22 protein-coding genes are annotated in these 23,200 nt (G+C 71.9%); 19 read left to right on the top strand and 3 right to left on the bottom strand.

What is annotated here, in order from left to right:
- Positions 1-180 precede the first annotated feature (180 nt).
- Positions 181-1,437: an MFS transporter gene (locus ACZ4AA_RS17860; protein WP_467602390.1), complete on the bottom strand. Its 1,257-nt coding sequence runs from the start codon at positions 1,435-1,437 to the stop codon at positions 181-183.
- Between the two features lie 97 nt (positions 1,438-1,534).
- Here ACZ4AA_RS17860 and ACZ4AA_RS17855 point away from each other — a divergent pair, with 97 nt between their 5' ends.
- On the top strand, positions 1,535-2,053 hold the full coding sequence (locus tag ACZ4AA_RS17855) for a helix-turn-helix domain-containing protein (RefSeq protein WP_467602388.1): 519 nt from the start codon (positions 1,535-1,537) through the stop codon (positions 2,051-2,053).
- A 61-nt stretch (positions 2,054-2,114) separates the two neighbouring features.
- Here the strand turns inward: ACZ4AA_RS17855 and ACZ4AA_RS17850 are convergent, their stop codons facing one another.
- Positions 2,115-2,300: a CGNR zinc finger domain-containing protein gene (locus tag ACZ4AA_RS17850; protein ID WP_467602386.1), complete on the bottom strand. Its 186-nt coding sequence runs from the start codon at positions 2,298-2,300 to the stop codon at positions 2,115-2,117.
- Here ACZ4AA_RS17850 and ACZ4AA_RS17845 point away from each other — a divergent pair.
- Positions 2,218-2,958: an MFS transporter gene (locus tag ACZ4AA_RS17845; protein WP_467602384.1), complete on the top strand. Its 741-nt coding sequence runs from the start codon at positions 2,218-2,220 to the stop codon at positions 2,956-2,958. The genes ACZ4AA_RS17850 and ACZ4AA_RS17845 overlap by 83 nt on opposite strands.
- Here ACZ4AA_RS17845 and ACZ4AA_RS17840 read toward each other — a convergent pair whose 3' ends face one another.
- Entirely contained in the window at positions 2,959-4,122 is a 1,164-nt protein-coding gene (locus ACZ4AA_RS17840; RefSeq protein WP_467602382.1) for a ScbA/BarX family gamma-butyrolactone biosynthesis protein, read from the bottom strand.
- Between the two features lie 122 nt (positions 4,123-4,244).
- Between ACZ4AA_RS17840 and ACZ4AA_RS17835 the strand changes: the two genes are divergently transcribed.
- The 17 genes from ACZ4AA_RS17835 (at position 4,245) to ACZ4AA_RS17755 (ending at position 23,187) form a co-directional block, all read left to right on the top strand.
- The gene (locus ACZ4AA_RS17835) at positions 4,245-4,901 is read left to right on the top strand and encodes a ScbR family autoregulator-binding transcription factor (protein ID WP_467602380.1); all 657 of its coding nucleotides are present in this window, start codon (positions 4,245-4,247) and stop codon (positions 4,899-4,901) included.
- Positions 4,898-5,854, top strand: a complete 957-nt coding sequence (locus ACZ4AA_RS17830) for an NAD-dependent epimerase/dehydratase family protein (RefSeq protein ID WP_467602377.1) — start codon at positions 4,898-4,900, stop codon at positions 5,852-5,854. Before ACZ4AA_RS17835 ends, ACZ4AA_RS17830 begins: the two co-directional genes overlap by 4 nt.
- A gap of 509 nt (positions 5,855-6,363) precedes the next feature.
- Positions 6,364-7,080 (top strand): TetR family transcriptional regulator, encoded by a 717-nt coding sequence (locus ACZ4AA_RS17825; RefSeq protein WP_467602375.1) that lies wholly within the window; start codon positions 6,364-6,366, stop codon positions 7,078-7,080.
- 366 nt (positions 7,081-7,446) lie between these two features.
- Complete coding sequence (locus tag ACZ4AA_RS17820; RefSeq protein WP_467602496.1) at positions 7,447-8,250, top strand: carbon-nitrogen family hydrolase; 804 nt, start codon at positions 7,447-7,449, stop codon at positions 8,248-8,250.
- A 404-nt stretch (positions 8,251-8,654) separates the two neighbouring features.
- Positions 8,655-9,296 (top strand): hypothetical protein, encoded by a 642-nt coding sequence (locus tag ACZ4AA_RS17815; protein ID WP_467602373.1) that lies wholly within the window; start codon positions 8,655-8,657, stop codon positions 9,294-9,296.
- Positions 9,293-9,541, top strand: coding sequence for a hypothetical protein (locus ACZ4AA_RS17810; RefSeq protein ID WP_467602371.1), 249 nt, complete (start codon positions 9,293-9,295; stop codon positions 9,539-9,541). The genes ACZ4AA_RS17815 and ACZ4AA_RS17810 overlap by 4 nt, the downstream gene beginning before the upstream one ends.
- Positions 9,542-9,716: 175 nt before the next feature.
- The gene (locus ACZ4AA_RS17805) at positions 9,717-11,480 is read left to right on the top strand and encodes a GH3 family acyl-acid amido synthetase (RefSeq protein ID WP_467602370.1); all 1,764 of its coding nucleotides are present in this window, start codon (positions 9,717-9,719) and stop codon (positions 11,478-11,480) included.
- A gap of 13 nt (positions 11,481-11,493) precedes the next feature.
- Positions 11,494-12,384 (top strand): alpha/beta fold hydrolase, encoded by an 891-nt coding sequence (locus ACZ4AA_RS17800; RefSeq protein ID WP_467602368.1) that lies wholly within the window; start codon positions 11,494-11,496, stop codon positions 12,382-12,384.
- Between the two features lie 10 nt (positions 12,385-12,394).
- The gene (locus ACZ4AA_RS17795) at positions 12,395-13,732 is read left to right on the top strand and encodes a mandelate racemase/muconate lactonizing enzyme family protein (protein WP_467602366.1); all 1,338 of its coding nucleotides are present in this window, start codon (positions 12,395-12,397) and stop codon (positions 13,730-13,732) included.
- A gap of 112 nt (positions 13,733-13,844) precedes the next feature.
- On the top strand, positions 13,845-14,768 hold the full coding sequence (locus ACZ4AA_RS17790; RefSeq protein WP_467602363.1) for an FAH family protein: 924 nt from the start codon (positions 13,845-13,847) through the stop codon (positions 14,766-14,768).
- Between the two features lie 181 nt (positions 14,769-14,949).
- Complete coding sequence (locus ACZ4AA_RS17785; RefSeq protein WP_467602361.1) at positions 14,950-16,563, top strand: hypothetical protein; 1,614 nt, start codon at positions 14,950-14,952, stop codon at positions 16,561-16,563.
- A gap of 195 nt (positions 16,564-16,758) precedes the next feature.
- The gene (locus ACZ4AA_RS17780) at positions 16,759-18,024 is read left to right on the top strand and encodes an IS701 family transposase (RefSeq protein WP_467602492.1); all 1,266 of its coding nucleotides are present in this window, start codon (positions 16,759-16,761) and stop codon (positions 18,022-18,024) included.
- Complete coding sequence (locus ACZ4AA_RS17775; protein ID WP_467602359.1) at positions 18,021-19,346, top strand: MFS transporter; 1,326 nt, start codon at positions 18,021-18,023, stop codon at positions 19,344-19,346. The genes ACZ4AA_RS17780 and ACZ4AA_RS17775 overlap by 4 nt, the downstream gene beginning before the upstream one ends.
- Complete coding sequence (locus ACZ4AA_RS17770) at positions 19,343-20,098, top strand: SDR family NAD(P)-dependent oxidoreductase (RefSeq protein WP_467602357.1); 756 nt, start codon at positions 19,343-19,345, stop codon at positions 20,096-20,098. The genes ACZ4AA_RS17775 and ACZ4AA_RS17770 overlap by 4 nt, the downstream gene beginning before the upstream one ends.
- Positions 20,099-20,153: 55 nt before the next feature.
- Complete coding sequence (locus tag ACZ4AA_RS17765) at positions 20,154-20,447, top strand: YciI family protein (protein WP_467602355.1); 294 nt, start codon at positions 20,154-20,156, stop codon at positions 20,445-20,447.
- 95 nt (positions 20,448-20,542) lie between these two features.
- A complete protein-coding gene (locus tag ACZ4AA_RS17760; RefSeq protein WP_467602353.1) occupies positions 20,543-21,838 on the top strand; it encodes an aminotransferase-like domain-containing protein in 1,296 nt (431 codons plus the stop codon).
- 77 nt (positions 21,839-21,915) lie between these two features.
- Positions 21,916-23,187: an ATP-grasp domain-containing protein gene (locus ACZ4AA_RS17755; RefSeq protein WP_467602351.1), complete on the top strand. Its 1,272-nt coding sequence runs from the start codon at positions 21,916-21,918 to the stop codon at positions 23,185-23,187.
- Positions 23,188-23,200 lie beyond the last annotated feature (13 nt).

Below are 23,200 nucleotides of genomic sequence, written 5' to 3'. Positions count from 1 at the left end.
CGTCTTTCCTTGGACCACCGACGCATCACCGAACCGGTGCGGTGTGCTCCGTTCAGCTCAAGATCAATCGTAGCGCATGCCCGGAGGGGCTCGATGCCGGGTGACCGCCCCGTGCCCGCGCCAAAGCCCCTGGATGCCGGGCCGCATGGAACCGCAGCCCGCGTTCCGGCATCGCTGCTACTACGTCGCGTCGACTTCCTTCGTTTCAGGCAAGGGGCGCCGTGCGGTGACCGTTGTGCTGGTGCGCCGGGTGCGGCCGGTCAGGGCGAGCAGCGCTGCCGCGGCCAGGCCGAACGTACCGGCGGCGAGGAGTTGCACCCGGTAGTCGAGGCGGGCCACCATTCCCGTGCCCAGGAGCAGGGCGAGTCCGGTGGGCGCGTACATCACGGTGCCGGCCGTCGCCGCGACCCGGCCGAGCAGCTCGGACGGAGTGTGTCTCTGAACGGCTGTCAGTGCCGCGATGAGCGGGATGGGCAGGCCCAGGCCCAGCGCCAGGCTGCCACCGACCACCACGGGCATCCAGGGCGTCGCCCGTGCCAGTACGCCGATGGCGAAGAGGGCAAGTCCGGCCGCCGGGAAGGTGCGCTCGGGCAGCCGGCGCAACAGCGCACCCGCGGCCAGCCCGCTGACGACCGATCCGAGGCCCTGCACCGAGGTGAGCACACCCGCGAAGGCCGGCGACCGGTGGAACCCGGCGTCGAGCATCGCGTACGTGGCCGTACTGCTGAGGCCGGCCAGCATCATGGCCGTCCCGCTGGTGATGACGAGCGGGCGCAGGACCGGGTGTTGTCGCAGGTAACGGGCGCCTTCGGCGGTCTCGGCGGTCCACGGCCGCCTGCCGCTGCGGGCCGCAGGCGGGGCTTCCTTTACCCGGATCAGCCTGAAGGCGGCCGCGGCCAGGACGAAGGTGGCCGCGTCCAGCAGTCCCACCGTCGGCCCGCCGAAGGCGGTGAACAGGCCCGCGCCGGCCAGCGGGGCGAGCAGTTTCATGCTCTCCATGGCGGTGAGCACCAGGCCGTTGAAGTCACCGCGCAGTTCGTCCGGCACGGCGGCTGCCACGAGGGCCGTCTCGGCCGCGTCCGTGAGCACCATGCCCGTTCCGACCAGGGTCATCACCGCGAACAGCAGCCACACTTGATCCTGCGAGCGTACGAAGAACGGCGCGGTCATGACCGCGGCCAGGGCCAGGTTGGTGGCGACCAGGAGCGGACGGCGACGCACCCGGTCCGCCACGGTGCCGATCACGGGTCCCGCGAAGGTCGGCAGCCACATGCAGAAGCTGACGAGCGCGGCGAGGCTGCTGGAGCCGGTGAGCGTCTTGACCCAGATTCCGGCGGCCAGCGACATGGCCGAGTTGCCGAAACCGGAGACGAGCACTCCGCCTAGATAGAGCCCCGCGTTGCGGTCCTGGAAGACCTTCGCCGTGTTCCAGCCCATGCCCTGCCCCTTCGGTCCGTGCGATCGCCACAACCTACCCCCAATGATTTGATTGGGGGTAGGACTCATGGCACCGCCGTGCGCTTTACTGGCTCGCGTGACCGAAACCGATCCCGTGCTGCGTGCGCTCGCCCATCCCTTGCGGCTGCGGATGCTCAGCCTCATGTGGCCGGCGCCGATGTCGGCCGCCGAGCTCGCCCGCGAACTGGAGATCTCCCACGCGCTGGCCAGCCAGCACCTGCGGCGCCTGGACGCGGTGGGCCTGGTCACGCTGGCGGAGGAACGCACCCGCCGCGGCGGCAGGGAGCGCCGCTATCGCACCGTCCAGGGCACGCCACTGTCCGACCAGCACGAAGGGACCCCGATGCTGGCCGAGGCCATGGCACACGCCCTCCGGGAACGTTCCATGCGACGCGCGGAGGGCGGCGAAGGTGTGACGGTCGACGCCGAACTGTGGGTGGATCCCGGGGCCTGGCAGGAGCTCCGCCGACGACTTGCGGAGATCGCCACCGAGCTCCACGAAGCGGCCCGACCGCCGCACGCACCAGGCACCATTCCCCTGGGCGTCAGCATGATGGCCTTTCCGCTGCGGGACGTGACGCATCCGGAGAAGTGATCCGCCGGGGCACTGACGAGGGCTCGCCGGGCAGGCGAGCGACGAAGCCCGAGGCGGAGGATCAGGCGTCGGTCGCGGTCTCGCGCCTGGTGCGCCAGGTGTTCTTCATGGACTTGTTCCCGCACGTCTCCATCGAGCACCAACGCCGGTTGCCGGGACGGGACGTGTCCAGGAACCAGGCGGCGCAATCGGGTCCGGAACAGGCACGTACACTCGGCCAGTGGCTCGGCTGGCGGGCGCCTTTCATGGTCGCCGCCGTCCTGGCCCCGGTCCTCGCCGTCGTGATGGCGGCGGCGCTCCCCCGCACCGCACCGAGCACCGGTCAGCCGTACGTGAGGCTGCTCACGTCCTGCGTCCACCTGCTGCGCGACGAGCCCCTGTTGCGGCGCTCCTGCCACCACCAGGCGCTCGTGTTCGCCGCGTTCAGCGCCGCCTGGACCGCGCTCGCCCAGTTCGTCACCGGCCCTCGCTGTCACCTGGGCACTCAGGCGGTCGGTGTGATCTCCCTCGTGGGCGCGGCCGGCATGTTCGCCACCCCGGTCGCGGGCCGGCGCACCGACCGGCACGGTCCCGATGCCGTCAGCCTCGTCGGCGTGGTCGCGGCCGTCGCGGCCGGGGCCCCTCTGCTGACCGGAGGCATGGGCGGAGTCGTCGAACTCGTCGGTCTGGGAGCGGGCATGCTGCTGCTCGACGTGGCCGTACAGTCGGGCCAAGTAGCCAACCAGGCCCGCATCTTCGCCCTGCACCCCGAGGCACGCGCCCGCCTCAACACCGCGTACATGACGTGCGCGTTCCTGGGCGGCAGCGCCGGCTCGTGGACCGGCCGCGGGAACCTCGAACGAGGACCGCGGCCGGGTCTGCGGAGAGAACCGGCGCGACGTCGCCGGGCCGGTGGGCGACCGTGACTACGCCGGGCCGGTGACCGGAGCCAGCGTGACGGTCGAGGTGAAGATGTCACGGTCGTTCTGGCCGGCGGTGACGCGCACCCGGGTGCGGCCGAGGGAGTCGGCCGCCAGAGGGTCGGTCAGGATCCAGCACGGGGCGTCGAGTTCGGCGTAGCGGCTGAAGACCGACTCCATGCCGACGACGACGGTGGGCTCGGGGTGGGCCGACGCCTGGGCCGCCTGGCGCGCGGCCTCGATCAGCAGCATCCCGGGGGCGTGGTCGACCGCGTGGTCGAAGAGGATCGGGTGGGTGATGTCCGTCCGCAGCTGCCAGCGGTCGGGGATGTGCGTGGGTGACAGCACCACGTCCTCGAAGCCGTCCCGGCCCACGGGCCGCGGGGACGCCGGGGGCGAGAGCGGCAGCACACGGACGGCGCCGATGTCGGCGTACCGGCCGCGCAGACGCTCGTACACGGCGCGGTCCTGGATGGTGAAGCGGGAGTGCGCGACGGCGAACGGCGCTCCGTCGCGCAGGACTTCGACGCTCAGGGCTATCGCGGCGGCGCGGTCACGACGGTAGGTCACCTTCGGGCAGGTGATCCGCAGTTCGACGAGGGCGGGAGCGGAGTCCGAGCCCGCGCGCAGGGCGGCGGGGGCTCCGGGGACGGTAGCCGTGCCCGGCAGTGCGACGGATCCTCCGCGACCGGACCCGGGAGCCGGTGCGGAGCCCCCGTGGAGGGCGGCGAGGGCTTCGGGGCCGGCGGGTATCTCCGGGGCCGGGTCCACGAGGTGCCAGTCGAGGTCCTGCCACAGGAGCTGGTGGCCGAGCGGAACGGCGTAGGCGCCGTGGGACAGCAGCGGCAGGGTCTGACGGATCGTCTCGCTCAGCAGCATCGGGTCGAGCAGGCCGTGGCGGGTGCGGTAGAAGCTGTGGTCCCGGGGCCATTGGGCGGTGACGGTGAAGGCGTCCGGGCCGGTGCGCTCCCAGGCGCGGAGCAGCACCTCCTCGGGCCTCGTCTTGTGCGTGTAGCTCTGCGGTACGGGTGTGAGCGAGCCGGTGGCGTGCCCCTGGACAGCGGCGGTGGCCTGCTCGACGACAGCGGTGGCGCTCTGCCCCTGGTCAGCGGCGGTGGCGTGCTCCTGGACAGCAGTGGTGACGAATTCCCGAACAGCGTTCGACGACATGACTGAATCTCCCCCTGGGTTCAGCACGGACGGAATGCCGGCCCCGTTTGGTCTCCGGGGCCCGACTCGAATAACATAGAGGTCGTTCTTTTTGTTTGTCGAGTGGATCAGGAGGCCAATCGATGGCGCGTCAGCAGGAGCGTGCGGTCAGGACCCGGGAAACACTGGTGCGCGCCGCCGCCGAGGTCTTTGACGAAGTCGGTTACGAGGGCGCGAGCATCAACAAGATCCTCGACCGGGCCGGCGCCACGACCGGAGCCATGTACTTCCACTTCAAGTCCAAGGAGGAACTGGCCCGCGCGGTCATCCTGGAACAGGCCGATGACCTGCGGCTGCCGGAAGGAAGGGGCGGCCTCCAGCAGCTTCTGGACATGACCGCCTACCTCGCCGTCGAGATGCAGCACAACATCCTCTTCCGGGCGGGCGTACGGCTCGCCGTGGAACAGGGGGCCACCGGACTCCAGGACTACGCGATCTACGAGTGGTGGGCCGACCAGTTCCGCCAGGAGCTGGAGCGGGCCCGCGAGATGGGGCAGATCCTGCCCGGAGTCCAGGAGGCGGAGTTCGCCCGGGTCCTGGTGGGCGCCTACACCGGCACGCAGATCATGTCCCAGATCTCCACCGGCCGGGCCGACCTGCCCGAGCGAATCACCTCGATGTGGCGATGTCTCCTGCCGGCGCTGGCGCCGGCCGAGGTCATCGCGGAACTGGACCTGTCTCCGTACAGCGGCACCACCGACGACAAGGCCGGCGACGCCGGGGCGGAGCCTCCCGCGTGAGACCTCTCACCGTGCTGCTCACCGGCTCCACCGGTTTCGTCGGCTCCGAGGTCCTGCGCACCGCGCTGCGCGGGCACCCCGACGGGCGCGGCATCAGCGTCCGTGCCCTCGCGCGGACGGCTCCGCCCGGCGGCGCGGACACCCCCGGCCTGTCCTGGGTGCCGGGGGACCTGTCCGACCCCGCGTCACTGCGCGGGGCGGCGCGCGGAGCGGACGTACTGGTCCACCTCGCCTCCCGGGTCTCCGGCAGCCCTCAGGCCTGCGAGGCGGTCAACGTGCAGGGCACCCGGGCACTCCTGGAGGAGGCCCGGCGTGCCGGTGTCGGACGGATCGTCCACCTGTCCACCGCGGCGGTCTACGGGCCCGGCCCGCACCGCGGGATCGCGGTGGACGAGGTCCGTCCCGCCCCCGTCTCAGCGGCCAGCGCCACCCGTCTCGCGGGCGAGCGTCTCGCCCTGGAGGCGGGGGCCCTCGTGCTGCGGCCCGGACTCGTTCTCGGCGCCGGTGACCGCTGGGTGGTTCCGGCCCTGTCGGAGCTGCGTTCCAGGGTCCCGGCCCACTGGGACGGCGGCAGCGGGATGCTGTCGGTGGTCGACGTCACGGACCTCGCCCGGCTGATCGTCACGCTCGCCGGAAGCGCCGCGCCCGCGGGCCCGGCGGTGCACCACGCGAGCCACCCGGAGCCCGTCAGCAACCGCGACCTCATGGCCGCGCTGACCGGGCACGGTCTGCTGGACCCGGTCACCGCCGACTGGGCCTGGGAGCGCTGTCTGCGGCAACTGCGCGAGGTACCGGGCACCATGAGTGAGCGTCAGTTCTCGCTCCTTGCCCGCGATCACTGGTACCGCAGCGAGGAGATCTGGCGGATCACCGGCTGCCCCGCGGGACCGGGCCCGCTGGCCCGCCTCGCCGGGTCCGCTCCCTGGTACCGCGTTCACCTGGCGGCCGGATGATCGATGCGTGGACGCCGTACGGCGGACACGCGCAAGGTGCCAAAGTCGTCCGGCAGGTGCGCGAGGGGGGCGGCGGCGGCCCCTCCCGCCGATAGGCTCCGGGGCACCGAAACCAAGCAAGCACCGTCACAGGCGAGCACCGTCGTCGCGTTGCCCGGACCGGGCAGTCCCGCCGGACCGGACCGTCGCACCGGATGACCGGAGCACCGGACCGGGGGCCATCGGACCACCGGACCCGCGGGTCCATGTCATCGCCGGAAGCGGGCCGAGGAGCACCCGTTCCGCCCGTCGCCGACAGATGGCCGGTGTCGTGACCCTGGCGCCCCAGGAGCCGTATCCGCGCACGGCACCGGACACGGCGACCGCCCCGGGCCGCTCCGGCCCGACCGGCGCTACGCCCCCTAGCAGCCCGGAGGAACCGTGCAGCCCGGTCGAGACCAGCGAACCCCTCCGCCGCCGGCCTTCCCCGCCACGCGGGAACGGCGTTGTCGCGGCGCGGAGATCCCGGCGTGGTGAGACAGCTGCGGGCCGAGCAGACCCGCCACGCACTGATCGCCGCCGCCGCCGCGGAGTTCGACCGGCACGGGTACGCCGGGACCTCCCTGTCGCGGATCTGCCGGACGGCCGGCACGACCATGGGCGCGCTGACCTTCCACTTCCCGACCAAGGGCGATCTGGCGGAGGCCGTACGCGCGGCCGGGGACACGGCCACCCTCACCGCCCTGCACCCGCTCGCCACCGTGCCGCGCCCCGGAATCCGGGCGGTCATCGACCTGACGATGGAGCTGGCCCGGCTGATGGAGCGGGACGTCACGGTACGGGCGGCGGGACGGCTGGCACAGGAGCAGACGGCCGACCCGGCACAACGGTCCGCCGGGTGGGTCCGTCCCCTGCGGGACCTGCTGGAACGGGCCCGCGCCGAGGCGGACGGGATCCGCGTCCCGAGCGACACGGAACTGCGGGACATGGAACTGCTGGTGGCCTACCTGATGGCCGGCGCCGAGGCGTCGGTACGGTCCGGGGCCGAAGGGGACAGTGTGTCGCGGGAGTTGCACGCGCTGTGGGCCTTCCTTGCATGCGACAGACTCCACGCCGCCCTCTCGGAAGGATCGGCTGTCACAAGAGACGCCGCTTCCGCCGAGGACAGCGCCTTCATCGCGGCCCAGTCGCCCGCAGAGGGCGGCACCCTCGCCACGGACCGCTCGCCCGCAGAGGACTGTGCCTGACCACGGGCCACTCGCCCCTAGAGGACTGTGCCCTGGCCACGGACCAGTCACCCGCGGAGGACAGTGCCCTCGCCACGGCCCCCTCGCCCGCCGGGAGCCCCGATCGCCCGGATCGGGCGCGCAGACGTCCTCGACCCTCCCTCCGCCGCGCCCAACTACCTTTCGGATAAAACCGGTTCATCTCAGCACCGGCCCACCCCTCCTTAGCGGCTCACGATCACGGCCGTGGGGCCGCGGTTCGCTGGCGGCAGAGCCGGCCCAGCCGCCGCTCACCGGCCGGTCGACTCCTCCCGCCGGCACGGGGACATCGACACCCCATCACCGACACCTCACACGGAAAAGGACTCCACCATGGACGGTACGACGGTGCGCGCGGCGCTCCTTCAGATCGATGTGAACCCCGGCGAGACGGCCGGCGCCCGTCGCGAGCGGGTCGCGGACCTGGTCCGGGCGGAGCGCGACGCGGACCTGGTGGTGCTGCCCGAGCTGTGGCCCGTCGGCGCCTTCGCCTTCGAGCAGCTCGAGACCCACGCGGAACCGCTCGCGGGTCCGACGGCCGCCGCGATGGGGGCGGCCGCCCGAGAGGCCGGGGTGTGGCTGCACGCCGGTTCGATCGTCGAGCGGTGCCCGGACGGGGAGTTGCGCAACACCTCGCTGGTCTTCGCGCCCGACGGCCGCCCGCACGGTACGTACCAGAAGATCCACCGCTTCGGCTTCGACCGCGGCGAGGCCGCCCTGATGGCCGCCGGGCAGGAGGTCGTCACCGTCCCGCTGACCGGCACCGGGCTGACCGCGGGCCTGGCCACCTGCTACGACCTGCGCTTCCCCGAGCAGTTCCGGCTGCTCGTCGACGCCGGCGCCGATCTGCTGGTCGTCCCGGCCGGATGGCCCGCGCGGCGGCGCTCCCACTGGTCGCTGCTGGCGCGCGCCCGCGCGGTGGAGTCACAGGCGTACGTACTGGCCTGCAACACCGCGGGCACGCACGCCGGGGTGGAACAGGCCGGGTACAGCGTGGTCGTCGACCCGTGGGGCGAGGTGGTGGCCGAGGCGGGTGCCGGGGAGCAGGTGCTGCGGGTGGAGCTGGACCCGGGCCTGGCCGCCCGGACCCGCGAGGAGTTTCCGGCGCTGCGGGACCGGGTGCTGGGCGTGCCGGTTCCGCAGCCGGCGTAGACGGCGAGCTGGTCAGGGCGTCGGACGGCCGGACACGCTGCGGCTTCCGGCGCCCCGAGCGGTCTCCGCGACGGGCGCGCTCCACCCGCACCGACTGGGTCGCGCGACACGTGCCAGGGCGATCACGGCACGCGTGCCGGGCCTCTCGCGACGCCGAACTTGCCGAAGTAGACGGGGAGTCCGGCCCTGGGAGCGGTCGGCCCTTGTGGCCACAAGGCTGCCGTGTAACGCTCTTTCCCGAGCCCGTATGTCTTCTTCCGGACGCTCCGCTCCCCGTACCGCCCGAACCGCCCCGCCCCACAAGCCCGTTCGCGCCGTACGACGGATCCTCACCTCTTCCCCGAAGCGCCGCCCCCGTGCGGCGCTTCGCTGTTCACCGACCCCGAAAACGCTAGGAGTTGGCCGTGGCCGACGAATCGTCCCTGTGCATCTCGACGCGCTGCCGCAGGGCGGAGGCCGATGCCTCCCGCCCGCACGGGCGGCACGCGGAGCCGGGCAGCCGTCTGTGCGGACTGTGCCGGCGTGCCGTGGTGCGTGACCTGGCCGCGCTGCCGGAGCTGCACGGGCACAGTGAGGCCGCCGTGGGTCGACCTTCCGGCGGTGCTCCCGCGCAGCGCATCACCGGCAGCCGGGAACCCGTTCTGCCGGTGCGGTCCTCGGCCCTGGAGGCCCGCCGCGACGTGGTCGCCGTGCTGTCCTCCTGGTCGCGGCTCGTGGTGGACGAGACGGCGGACGTCACCCCGCCGCGCCGGACGGTGACCGCCATGGCAGCCTTCCTCGGTCGGCACGCCGGCCGGCTGGCGGCCCACCCGGAAGCCGGCCGGTTCGCCGACGAGATGGCGAGGGCGGCGGCGGGACTGCGGCGGGAGGACACCGCTCCCCGGGCCGGCCTCGTGTCCCTGGGACCATGCGTCGAACCGGGCTGCGCGGCCGAGGTGTTCCTGCCCCGGCGGGGCGGTGAGGGTCTGGTCCTGCGCGGGCCCGTCTGCACCGCGGGACACGTCCTGACCCCGCGTCAGTGGCTCGCCCTGCGGGAGTCGGTGTGAGTGCCCGCGCCCGGCGGGTGCCCACCGAACTGGCGGCACTCCTCCTGGGCGTCCAGGAGGTCACCGTCCGCCAGTGGGCACGGCGCGGCAAGATCACCCGGTACGGGACCGCGCGGCGCGCCCTGTACGACCTCGACGAGCTGACCGAGCTCGCCCGCGCCACGACACCCAAGTCCACGCCCCCTTCCACGAGCGAGGCTGGGAGCGCAACAGCGGTCGCCGACGTCCCCGCCCACCACAACTGACGGGAGAGGCACGGCCGTTCAGCACCGGCCCCCGAACCACCGGCCTTCCGGCCGCCACCCCGTCCCCTCACGTTCCTCCCCACGTCCCCTCCCCCGGGTGCCCGTGACCACGGGCACCCTCATGCCCCACGAGACCGTTTTATCCACATTCATCCACAAAGAGAGACGACAGCTGATGGACACCACCGACTGGCAGCAGCACTGGAACGACCGCCGTGGCCCCTTCGTGCAGGAGTGCCTCCAAGCCCGCGACGACATGCTCGCGGACCTCAAGGACCCCAAGTCCGCGCAGGAGCGGGTGCTGCGCGACATCATCGGCGTCTGCGCCGACTCCCTGCACTGGAAGGCGCGGGGCTACGCCGTCACCGCCGGGGACCCCTCACGCTTCCGCTCGGTCCTGCCGATCAGGCGGTACGCCGACTTCCTCCCGGAGATAGAGCGCGAGACCCGCACCAAGGGAGGCGTGCTCTCGTGCAGTCCCGTGCTGCGCTGGCTCAAGACGAGCGGCACGACCGGCGTGCCCAAGCGGGTCCCGTACACGCTGCACTGGCTGCTCACGTACCGCATTCCGGCCATGAAGGCGATGTGGGGGACCTACCTCCTGCACCACCCCGAGCTGCTCGACCACCCCTGGGCCACGCTGGACACCCAGACCGTGCGCGAGGACGTGTACGACTTCGTGCACGGCGTGGAGCACCAGGCGATCAGCAACCGGCATCCGCAGATCAACAGCCGTGACTGGAACCCGCCGTGGTACCAGTCCCCCTGGTTCAACACGCAGGCTCCCGCCAGCCACGCGGGCCGGATGTATCACCGCATCCGGCACCTCGTCGGCAAGGATCTGCACTACATATCGGCCATCAACCCGAGCACGCTCATCTCGCTGCGCGACCTGGTCGCCGAGCACGGCGAGGAGCTCGTACGCGATCTGCGCGCGGGCACGCTCGACGGCCGGCCGTGGTCCGAGCCGGACGAGAAGGCGGCTCGGCACCTCGAATCGGTGCTGGCCAAGGGCGAGTTCAGCCTGACGGACGTGTGGCCGTCGCTGACCCTGTACAGCTGCTGGCTGTCCTCCAGCGCGGAGCTGTACCGCGCCAAGCTGGACGCGGTGCTGCCCGGTGTCAGCAAGCTGCCGTTCATGGGCTGCGGCACCGAGGGCGTCACGTCCGTCCCCGTGGACGACTCGCTGGACAGTCAGCCGCTCGCGGTCGGCCAGGCGTTCTTCGAGTTCGTCCCGGCCGACGTGCCGCTGGGCGAGCTGGTCGACGCCGGTGTCCCGGTCCGGACGCTGCTGTTCGACGAGGTCGAGGCGGGCCGCGACTACCACCTGATCATGACTCAGGGCAACGGCCTGTACCGGCTGTGGACCGGTGACATCTACCGCGTCGACCGCATCGTGGACGGCACCCCGTGGCTGCACTTCGTCCACCGGGACGGCGTCTTCCACTCCTTCACCGGCGAGAAGATCACCGAGGCCGAGGTCACGCAGGCCATCAAGCAGGGCATGGCCGGGCTCGGCCTCGACACCGGCCTGTACATGTGCGGGCCGCAGTGGGCGGAGCCGCCCTACTACGTCGTAGCCGCCGAGGTCCCCGTCCCGGGCCGTGACCTCGACCGGGCCCTGTCCGAGGCCGTGGACCGGGAGCTGTGCGAGGTCAACATCGAGTACGCCTCCAAGAGGGACAGCGGCCGGCTCGGGCCGCTCCACGTGCGCACCGTGCCGTTCGACGCGATCACCGCGTACGCCGAATCCCGACGGCAGGCGGGCAACGCCACCCAGTACAAGTACAAGCCGTTCCAACAGAACGTCGAGTTCATGACCGGCATCGACGGGATCGACGAGATCAACGGGATCAAGGGTCTCGACAGGCCGGTCACCGTCACCGCCACGCCGGTCACCATCTCCGCGGTCGCCGCCGCGGGCCACTACGCACGCTGAGGAGAACAACGACATGATCGAGACCAAGAGGCCCCCGCAGAACACCCGCCGCGAGATAATCGACCTGCCCTCCGGCGGCGTCGACCTCGCCCTGCATCTGTGGCGGCCCCAGCACCCGCAGCGGATCAAGGGCGCCGTCTTCTACTTCCACGGCCTCCAGAGCCACGCCGGCTGGATGTGGGAGGTCGGCCCCCGGTTCGCCGACAACGACATCGCCTTCTTCGTGCTTGACCGGCGCGGCAGCGGGATCAGCCCCGGCGAGCGCGGGGACCTGCCCGAGGCCGAGACGCTGCTCGGCGACTACATCGCCGCGGTGGCCCAGGTACGGGAAATGATCGGCGACGACGTACCGCTGTCGCTGTTCGGGCACTGCCTGGGCGGCTCCTTCCTGGCCGCCCTCATGCACCACCCGGACTTCACCACCCGCTACGACGCCGCCGTGTTCTGCTCCGCCTGGCTCGGGCGGATGCACGCCACGCTCGGCGAGGACGAACGGAGGGCGCTGGCCGCAGAGTCCGGCACCGAGCCGTGGGACGCGGGCCTGAGGTCGCAGGACTTCACCGACGACCCCAAGTACCAGCAGTTCATCGACCACGACGACCTCGCCGTACGTCTGATCACCCGTCGCTCGCGGGCCGTGCTGCTGGAACTTGAGCGGCGCTATCTGGCACCGGGCGCGCGGACGCTCCCGGCGGTCCCTGCCACCTTCGTGTCGGGCATGAGCGACCCGATCGTCGACCTCGACAGCGCCCACCAGGTGTTCGCCGCGCTGGCACCGGACCGCGGGACGATCATGAAGCTGCCCACCGACAGGCACTACCTCTTCTTCACCGGCGCCGGCGCGGACCTGGTCGACTGGACGTCGACGCACACCCTGCTCCAGGGGCTCGACCGCAATGGCTGACATGGCTGGCATGGCTGATATGGCTGGCATGGCGGCTGAGAACGCGGCTGGGCACGCGGACAGGACCACGGCCGGGAGCGCCGCCGAGAGCGCCGCGGTGCTCTACCGGGTGCGCCTGCCCATGCACACCCGCTTCGACCATCCCGCGGCGCGCCGAGCCGCCTCCGACAGCCTCGTACTGCGGCTCACCTGCGACGGCACCAGTGGGATCGGCGAATGCGCGCCGCGCCCGTACGTGACCGGCGAGAGCGGCGAGTCCGTCCTGGAGGCGCTGCGCCGGACCCCCCTGGAGCGTGTCTTCACGCTGCTGCGCGGCGAGCCGCCGGCCGAACTCCTGGAGCGGATCCGGCGCGAGAGGTTCACGGAGGTCTTCCGGATCACTGGCCGGAACAACCTGCTGTGCCTCCTGGAGACGGCGGTCCTGGACCTGCTCGGCCGACGGCTGGGGCTGGGCGCGACGGAGCTGATCGGCGCCGGGCCGACGCCGGCTGCGACACGAGGCAGTGCCGCCACACCCGGCGCATACGGCACACCCGGCGCACCCGCCGCTTCCAGCGCTTCCGCCGGGGCCGAGTTGCCCGTCTCGCAGGTGCTGGACCTGAGCATCACCGTCGAGGAGTTCCTGGCCACCCGTGGCCCGTTCCACTTCGTCAAGATCAAGGCCTCCGACGACATCGAGCGTGACGCCCGCAGTGTCCGGGCCGTGCGCGCGCACGTGGGTGACGGTGTGCCGGTCATGGTGGACGCGAACATGAGCTGGACCGAGGCCACCGCGCTCTCCCACGCGTGGCGACTGCGCGACGCCGGCGCGGACTACGTCGAGGAGCCGCTGCCCAAGGGCTCCTGGGCCGCCCTGGGCGCCCTGCGCCGCCGGGCCGGGCTGAAGATCATGCTGGACGAGTCCCTGTGCACCCTTGAGGACGCCCGGACCGCGGTCGAGGCGGAGGCGTGCGACGCCTTCAACATCCGGGTCGCCAAGAACGGCGGGCCGTTGCGCGCGGGCCGCCTCATCGAGCACGCCCGCCGTCACGGCATCGCGTTCCAGATCGGCGTCCAGGTGGCCGAGGTGGGCCCGTTGATCAACGCGAGCCGGGCGTTGGCCTTCTGCCACCGTGACGCGCTGACCGTCGAGGCGGGCCAGAGCGATCGCTTCTTCCCCGAGATGATCGTCTCGCCGCGCCCGGTCGTCGACCGCCGCGCCAACACCCTCTCCCCCGCGCCGGGTTCCGGCTTCGGCCTCACCTTGAACGAAGCGGCGGAGCCGTGGGCGGTACTCGTCCTGCCGGAGGAGAGCGGCCCCTGGCAGCCCGTGGCCGCCCAGCGACCGGCCGCCCACGCCTCGCTCTGAACACCGCGCCCGACAACCACACCCGACGGTCAGGTCCGGACAGCCACACCCGACCGTCAGGCCCGGACAGTCAGACCCTGAAGTCCCCCAACCATCCAAGGAGTTTCCTGCCATGAACGTGTTCTTCGAGTGCGCCTACCAGGGCGAGCGCCACTTCGGCCTCGGCCTGCCCGCGGACGGCGAGGCGGTCACGCTTCACCCGGTCCGCCCCGGCGAGGACCTGGGCGCCTCGGTCGTCGCCGCGGTCGCGGCGGCGGGCGGTGACGGCCACGCACTGCGGACGGCGCTCACCGCGGACCGCCCGCGGGTGGTGGTCCCCGCCGCCGATCGCGACAGCCTCGTACCGCGGCCCCCGCTGCTGCCCACGTCCGTCGGGGACGCGATGGTCAGCGGCTTCATGCAGACCCACAACGTCAAGGTCGACTCCGCCACGCAATCCCAGCCCAACTGGTTCGTCAAGGGCCTCGGGGACGTACTGAAGGTCTCCGGCGAGACGCTGTCCGTGCCGCCGGGCGCCGTCGCGCTGTGCGAGGAGGCGGAGGTGGTGCTGGTGTACGTCACCGACGAGCACGGCAGCCCTCGTTACGTCGGCTACACCTTCGGCAACGACCTCACCGACATCGGCAGGTTCCGGGCCCACGCCGGGCATCTGTCGTACGCGAAGCTCTGCGACGCCGGCGTGACGCCCTGGCTGTTCCTGGACGAGCCGCCCCTGTCGGTGACCGGCCGGGTGACGATCGAGCGCGACGGCGCGCGGGTCTGGGAGGGCGGTTTCACCACCGGGACCAAGGCGCTGCACTTCGGACTGGAGGACATGATGTCCGGGCTGTTCGCCCACCGGGCGCTGCTGCACCCGGGGCGCGTGCACTACGTGTACCTCGGCGCCGACCGGAGCAGTTTCCACGGCGGGTTCACGATGGCCGATCGCGACCGCGTCACGCTCGACTTCGACAGCCATGGCGTCAGTCTGACGAACACGGTCGCCTGGCCCGCCCCCAGGACGGCACGGCCGGTCGCGGCGGGAGCCACGGGGTGACGTCCTGCCCTTCCCGAAGGAGGGGGACGGGATTCCTCTGGCTCGCGCGGCGGGGTTTCCCGCCGCGCCGCCGGTCGCCCCGTCCGGGAGGAACCCAGTCGACGACCCACACCGCCTCGCGCGAGCGGGAGGCGCCCCCTGCCCGGCCTGAAGGCCGAGGTATCCACGAAGGAGAGCCCCGATGACACCGAGCGGGCCGTTGCGCAGACTCAGCGGGACCGAGGCCGCCTGGGCCTGGCGGCACGCGCTGACGGGCGGGCAGATCCAGGCCACCACCCGTCTGACGGTGGCCGCCGTGTTCTCCCCTGCCTCCGTGGAACAGGCCGTCGCACGGTGGGCACACGGGCTTCACGCACTGTCCCTGCGCATCGTGGAGGACGGCGGAAGCCTGTGGTTCCACGAGGTGCCCGGACTCGCACCGGACCAGCTCCGGCAGGAGACGTACACGGCGGACACCCCCGCCCCCCTCCCCGGCCACGAGCATGACGGAGCCGTACGAGCAGAGACCGCGGTCCGAGCCGGGGACGCCCTGCCCGCCGGTGGTCCACTGTGGCGGCTGGAGGTCGGGCACGATCGGGCCGCCGCCGCGACCCATCTGCTGCTGACCTGTCACCCGGCGCTGTGCGACGGCCCGTCCACCGCCAGGCTGCTGCGAGCGCTGCTGGACGCCCTGCTCGGACCGGGCCCGGCCGGCCGAGGCAACCCCGGCCACCGGCAGGAGCCCGCGCCCGACGCGGACGCGCTGACCTACCGGCCCCCGCCACCCCCACCCCCGGGGCCGCACCCGCAACCGGGCCCGAGGGGTTCGCTCACGCCCGCGACGGGACCCGGAACCCGGGGAGCGACAGCGCCGGGCGCGGCCCCGACCGCGGGTGCGGTGGCGGTGCCCGGCGCCGCGGGGAACGTGGCGCCGGTGTCGCTGACCGCACGTCAGAGCGCCCGCCTGACCGCGTGGTGCCGCCGGCACCGCATCACCACGGACCAGTTCTTCGCGGCGGCACTGGCCGACGCCTGTGCGCGGGCGGCGGGCCAGGAGGAGGTGGCCCTGCTGACGGCGGTGTCCGTGCGGCAGCGGTACGCCGAGCATGTCCGGGTGTCCGAGGTGGGCTGCTTCGTCAACCTCGTCCCGGCGACCGTACGGGCCGGAAACGGCGGCGCGCTGGCGGAGCGTGCGCACGCCTACGGGCTGGCGCTGGGGGCGGCGGACGCCGCCTGGCGCCCGAACCGGCAGGATCACGCCCGTATCCGGCGCGTGGTGGAGGCCGAGGCGCCGGCCACCGACGGCGGGCTCGCCTTCCAGGTCGTGCAGGCGGGATGCGTGGACACCGCGCTCGGCCACCACGCGGCCCTGGTGACCAGCTACACCACCACCCCGTACACGGCGACCACCACCACAACCGCCACCGCCACCGCCACCGCCACCGCCACCGCGTACGAGACCCTGCCCGCGCCCGTCCCGTACGAGACCCCGCCCGTGCCCCGCCCGTACGAGACCGTGCACGGGCGGGGCACGTACAGAACCACCTGCGAGACCGCGTACAGGACCACGCACGAGACCGCGTACGAAACCGCGTACGGAGTTGCATGCGGGGCGGCGGTACAGGCCACGGCTCCCCGGCAGCTCGGCTTCCTGCACCTGTCCCGCTTCAAGGGAGCCCTGACACTGTCGCTGGGTATGCCCAACTCCGCGGAGGCGGCGGGCTCGTTGGCCGGGACCGGCTTCGGGTCCGGGGGGCTCTCCGCGCCGCGGATCGCGGCGGAGCTGGCGGCGCGCGCCCTGGAGTCGATCGCCTGACCTCCCGCACCAGTTCCATGTCATCGCAGGTCAGACGGTGTTTTCACGGCGCACTCGGAGGGCGGACTTCGCTAAGTATCCGGCAGTCCCGACCCCGGAGTCGAAAACAAAGCGATCGTTCTCTATTCTTTCTGTCGTGGCCCCGTTCACGGGCCGGGATCAGCAGGACCAGCGGGAGGGACACGAGCGATGGCGATGGCGACGAAGCCGGGCACGCGGGCACGGGCATCGGTCTCCGCGTTCACGCAGGAGCTCTTCGGGCGGTTGCCCCGAGCCGACCAACGGCGGTGGGCGCACGCCTACATGGAGGGGCTCCTGAGCACGCCGGGCAAGAAGAGCGTGCGGCGGCTCGCGGCGTCCGTGTCGGACTCGTGCACGGCCCCCCAGTCCCTGCACCAGTTCATCAACGCCAGCCCCTGGGCGTGGGAGCCGGTGCGTGCCGAGCTGACCCGCTGGGTCCAGCGGCACACCGCGCCCCGCGCCTGGACCATCGGCCTGGCCGTGGTCCCCAAGCGGGGCGACCGGTCCTGCGGCGTGCACCGCCGTTTCGTGCCCCAGGCCGGCCGCACCCTCAACTGCCAGGTGGGCGTGGGCGCCTTCCTGTCCACGGACACCGAGGACGTACCCGTCGACTGGCGTCTGCTGCTGCCCGACCCGTGGTCCAACGACCCGGTGCTGCGCAGGCGGGCCCGCATACCCGAGGGCGCCGGGCCCCGTTCCCCCGAGGCGCAGACCCTCGACCTGGTCGAGAGCCTGCCGACGGACGGGCAGTTCGCCGAGGTGCCGGTGGTCGCGGATCTCGACGGCTACGCGGACGCCGGGGAGATCGTGCGCGAACTGAGCGCCCAGGGTCGCCACTTCGTCGTCGCGGTGCCCGCCGGCCTGCCCGTGCGGGCGGTCCCGACCCGTCAGGTCCGCGCCACCACCCCGACATCCCCCACAGCATCGATGGCCCCGAAGACGCTCATGACTCCCCTTAACACCATGAACTCGATGCCCCCTGCGGGGTCGACGTCCCTGACGGCCCGGCAGGTCCTCACCCGCCGCGAAGCCGCCCCACCGCACCCCGTGACGGTACGGACGCGGCAGGGCCGGGAACGCGTGGCGGAGGTCCTGACCGGACTGGTCCGGCTGCCGGAGCCGAATCCGGGCGGATCGCGTCCGTCGTCCACCGCCGGACATCCGCCCGTCCACCGCGTGTTCGCGGAACGGGACCCGAACACCCGCCGCCCTGGGCGGACATGGATCACCAGCCTGGTCAACCGGCCCGCCGGTGAGCTGCTCGAACTCGCGGCCCTGCATGCCAACACCGCCGACACCGTACGGCAGTTGGAGGACGACTTCGGTCTGCGCGCCTTCGAGGGCCGCTCCTACCCCGGATGGCATCACCACATGACGCTGGTCTCCGCCGCCTTCGCCTACAGCAGTCTCACCACCACACGAAGGGGCGGCACCTCATGACGCTTCCCAAGGCGTTCTGGCTGCTCTGGTGCGGGCAGACCGTCAGCCGGCTGGGCATCCTCGCCCCGGCCTTCCTCGTCCTCTTCCTCCAGCAGGACCATCTGGCCGACTCGCGCACCACGCCCGTCATGGTCGGCCTGTTCGGAGCCGGCATCCTCGCCTCCGGGCTGGTGGGCGGGGCGGTGGCCGATCTGATCGGACCACGGCGCACGATCATCGCCGCCCAGCCGCTCGCGGCCGTGACGGCCCTGCTGTTCCTCGTGACGACCAATGTGTACGCGCTCGGGCTGCTCTGTCTGGCGACCGGGTTCCTGTCCGCCGTGGACCGGCCGGCCGGCGCCGGACTGATCGCCAAGATCGTCCCGCCGGAGCAGTTCTCGAAGGCCTACAGCCTCTTCCTCGTCGGCTTCAACGTGGGCATGTCGCTGAGCCCGGTCATCTCCGGATTCCTGCTCTCCTTCTACCCGCCCGCACTGTTCCTCGTCTGGGCCGCCGGCAGCGCCCTCTACGCCCTCCTGGTCGGCGCCCTTCCCGCCGACGAGACACACCCCGAGCAGCACGACCGGAACACGTCGTCGGCGCTGCGGCGCGCGGCCCGCAGCATCACGGAGCCCTACCGCTCACCGGTCCTGGTCGCCTTCCTCACCCTGGTCTTCCTCCTGGCCTGCGTCTATCTCCAGGTCAACTCGGCCCTGCCGCTGGACATGCGCCGCTCGGGACTGAGCCCCAAGGACATCGGCATCGTGCTGGCCATCAACGCGGTGCTCTCCATCGCCCTGCTCCCCCTGGTCCCCAGGGCGGTCAAGAAAATGGGCGACGAGACACCCCTGGTCCTGGCGGCCACGCTGATGGCCATCGGCTTCGGCCTCAACGCGCTGGCGAGCGACACCGCCGTGTTCACCGTGGCGACCGTCGTCTGGACGCTCGGCGAGGTCCTGTGGGCGCCCATGTCGGCGACCTTCATCGCGGTCCGGGCCCCCGAAGGACGCGTCAGCACCTACCAGGGCTCCTACTTCTTCGCCTGGAACGCCGCCTTCGTCATCGGCGGTCCCATCGGGATCACCGTGGCGAACGCCTACGGATATCCGTCCCTGTGGATCGGCCTGCTCCTCCTCGGGCTGATCGCCGCCGCCGGCTTCAAGTCCCTGCCCCGGTTCCGCGGCTTCACCACCACCGCCACCACTGCACAGCCGCCGGCCCCCGCCGAGGCACCCGAGAGCACCGCGGCGCCGGCGGAACACGCGGCCGCGACAGCGCCGGGAGCGGCTCCCCGACCCCGGACCCATCACACCCACCCCACCCAACCCAGGGAATCGACATGACCGTACAGACCTCGCGCACCGCCCTCCTGATCGGCGCGGCGGGCGGAATCCTCCAGGACGTGGCGCGCGGCCTGGCCCGCGAAGGGCACACCCTCGTCCTCTTCGACAAGAACGAGGAGGCCGTCAACCGCCTGGCCGCCGAACTCGCCCGGCAGACGAAGGTCGACGTGGTCGTCGGTGACATCACCGACATCCCCGCCGCGGAGGCACAGCTCGCCGACATCGTCGACCGCCACGCCCCCTCCATCCTGGTCAACGGGGTGGGCGGAGACACCCGGGTCATCGGGTACGCGGACCTGACCGAGGAGCACTTCAGTCAGTCCCACCTGGAAAACGTTGTCAGCACGTTCGTCGCGATCAAGGCGTGTGCCCCGCGGATGGCGCAGGACGGCTACGGACGCATCGTCAACTTCGCCTCCGCCGGCGGTCGCACGTACAGCCACTTCAACAACGCCGCCTACGTCGGCGCCAAGGCCGCCGTGATCGGCATGACCAAGCAGATGGCCTACGAACTCGCCCCGGCCGGGGTCGTGGTCAACGTCGTCGCCCACGGGCCCATCGCGACCGACCGCGTGGCCGGCGCCTGGGAGCGCCGCGACCCGGAGCAGAAGCAGGCGGTGCTCGCCAAGCTGCCGATGCGGCGCATGGGCACGGTCGCCGAAGCGGTCGGCAGCGTCCTGCACCTGTGCTCCGAGAGCGCCGGCTACTCCACCGGCGCGGTGATCGACGTCAACGGCGGCCTCTACATGTGAGACCCGGCCGCCCGAGAACTCCGGCAGAGCCGGACAGAGCGAGAAGGAGACAACCGTGGCGAAGTTCGTCGTCGAATTCGAGTACAACGTGGACCGCGCGGGACGCCAGGGACTGCACCCGGCGCACGCCGAGAACCTCCACCACCTGGCCCGGAGCGGCGTGCTGCTCCTGGGCGGCCCACTGGCCGACGAGAACGCCGGCCTGCTGCTCTACGAGGTGGAGGACCGGGCCGAGCTCCAGAAGGTGCTGGACGCCGAGCCGTACGTACAGGGCGGGATCGTCGCCGCCACCCGTATCCGCCAGTGGTCGCCCGGCAAGGGCAGCTGGATCACGGAAGGAAGGATCTGACCTTGAGCACCACGACAATCCCCGCATCGCCGGCCGTGCCCGCGCCATCGGTATCGGCATCGGCATCGGCATCGGCATCGGCGGACAGCGGCTGGGTGGCGCTGCGTCAGGAGGCCCTGCACGCCGCGATCGCCGATCCCGCGATGGACTCGATGCGGATCCTCAGCGAGACCGCCATGAAGTTCCCCGACGCCCTCTCCTTCTCCTCGGGAGCGCCGTACGACGGGAACCACGACCTGGCGGACCTCTCGTTCCACATCGACCGCTACGTCAAGCACCTCCAGGAGCGCGGAGTCCCGCAGCAGCGCATCACCCGGACGCTGTTCCAGTACGGGCCGGTGAACGGCTTCATCCAGGACGACGTGGCACAGATGCTGCGCAAGGACGAGGACATCGACGTCCCCGCCGAGGCCATCATGATCACGCACGGCTTCCAGGAAGCCACGCTGGTCGCCCTGCGCGGTCTGTTCGCAGGACCCGACGACGTGCTGCTGAGCGTCTCCCCCGCCTACGTCGGCATCCGCGGCGCGGCCCGGATGCTCGACATCCCCGTCGAGGGGATCGGCGAGGGCCCCGACGGCCTGGACCCCGAGGCTGTGGCCGCCGCGGCGCGCGCCGTGCGGGCCGGTGGCAAGCGGCCGGTCGCGGTCTACCTCGTACCCGACTTCTCCAACCCCTCCGGCACCGTGCTGCCGCTCCAGGCCCGCCGGCGGCTGCTGGAAGTGGCGGCCGAGGAAGACCTGATCATCCTGGAGGACAACCCCTACGGGCTGTTCGCGCGGGACGGCGAGGCGATGCCGACCCTCAAGTCGCTGGACACCGCGGGCCGGGTCGTCTACCTCGGTTCGTTCGCCAAGTCGGCCTTCCCCGGCGCCCGCCTCGGCTACCTCGTGGCCGACCAGCCGGTCACCGGCGCCGACGGCACCACCCGCACACTGGCGCAGGAACTGTCCCGGGCCAAGGCCATGTTCAGTGTCGGATCGTCCTCCCTGTCCCAGGCCGTCGTCGGCGGCATCCTCGCCGAGAGCGGTCACACCCTGCGCCCGGCGACCCGCGAGCTCGCCGCGGTCTACCTGGAACGGCTCCAGGTGACCCTCGACAGCCTCGCCGAACACTTCCCGCCCCAGCACCACGCCGAGCACCAGGTCCGCTGGAACACCCCGCGCGGCGGCTTCTTCCTCACCGTCGAGGTGGGCTTCGAGGCCGGACTGGGCGAGATGGAGCGCTGCGCCCGCGACTACGGCGTCAGCTGGGCGCCGATGAGCATGTTCCACATCGACGGCGGCGGCGAACGCCAGATCCGGCTCGGTTTCAGCAACCTGGCGCCGGAGGCGATCCGCGAGGGCATCGCGCGCCTGGCCCGCTTCATCACCGAGACACCCCGCAGCTAGCCCCCGGACGGCCAAAAGGCCCGGAGCACTCCCCAGGTGGACAAGCGGCCACGCGTCGCGTCAGAAGAAGGACGAGCATGAGCCAGAGCAGCAGTCAGCGGTCCACCGTCGTGGTGGTCGACGGCTACTCCGCCGGAAACTTCTACCCCGCGGCCTTCACCGAGACCGGTGCACGGGTCGTCCATGTACAGAGCACACCCGAACTCATCCCCACGATGCTCGCACCCGGTCTGTCCGCGTACGAGGAGAACATCGTCGAGGACGACGAGAGCAGGCTGCTGGAACGGCTGCGCCCGCTCCACCCGGTCTGTGTGGTCGCCGGCCAGGAAGGTGCCGTACCGCTCGCGGACCGCCTCAGCGAGGCACTCGGGGTGCCGTCGAACGGCACCCGGCTCTCGGCGGCCCGCCGGGACAAGTACGAGATGATCGAGGCGCTGCGGCGAGCCGGTGTGCGGTGTGCCGACCAGTTCAAGAGCGGCGACGTCCGGGAACTGACCGCCTGGGCCGAGAAGCGGGGCGTGTACCCGGTCGTCGTCAAACCGCTCAGCTCGGCGGCCTCGGACGGCGTGTACATCTGCGAGAACGCCGAAGAGGTGACGGCCGCGGCCACCGCCGGGCTGGCCTCGAAGGACATCTTCGGCACGGTCAACACCGAGATCCTGGTGCAGTCCTACCTCAAGGGCACCGAGTACATCGTCGACACCGTCAGCAGCGACGGCGAGCACTACACCTGCGGTGTCTGGCAGTACGAGAAGACGCTGCTGCCCTCGGGCAAGAACATCTACAACCGGGACATCCTCCTGGCCCCCGACGCCGGCCCCGTGCCGGAGCTGGTGGCCTACGCACACCAGGTGCTGGCCGCACTCGAGGTCCGCTGGGGCCCCGCGCACGCCGAGGTCATCATGACCGAACAGGGCCCGGCCCTCGTCGAGATCGGCACCCGCCTCAACGGCAACATCCACGCCGGGTTCCACGACGTGTGCCTGGGCCACAACCAGGCGGGGCTCGCCGCCCGGGCGTACGTCGGGCCGGAGGAGTTCCGCCGGGAGTACGGCGGCCGCGTCTACACCCGGCTGCAACCCGGCGTCGTCTACAACACCCCCACCGAACAGGACGGTGTCGTCGAGAGTGTCGACACCGCGGCGGTGGAGGAGATCCGCGCGCTCGACAGCGTGTTCCTGGCGGCGCTGAAACTGGCTCCCGGGTCCCGGATCCGCCCCACCACCGACCTGCTGACGAGTTCCATGCGCGTCTATCTCACGGCGCGCGACGAGGCGCAGCTCGACGCCGAGTACGAGAAGGTCCGCGGCCTCAAGGACAGCGTCTACCGGGTCGTCCCGCAGCCGTAGCCGCAGCCGCAGC

This window comes from Streptomyces sp. NPDC024698 (genome assembly GCF_055559015.1).
This window is presented reverse-complemented; position numbering and strand designations above follow the sequence as displayed.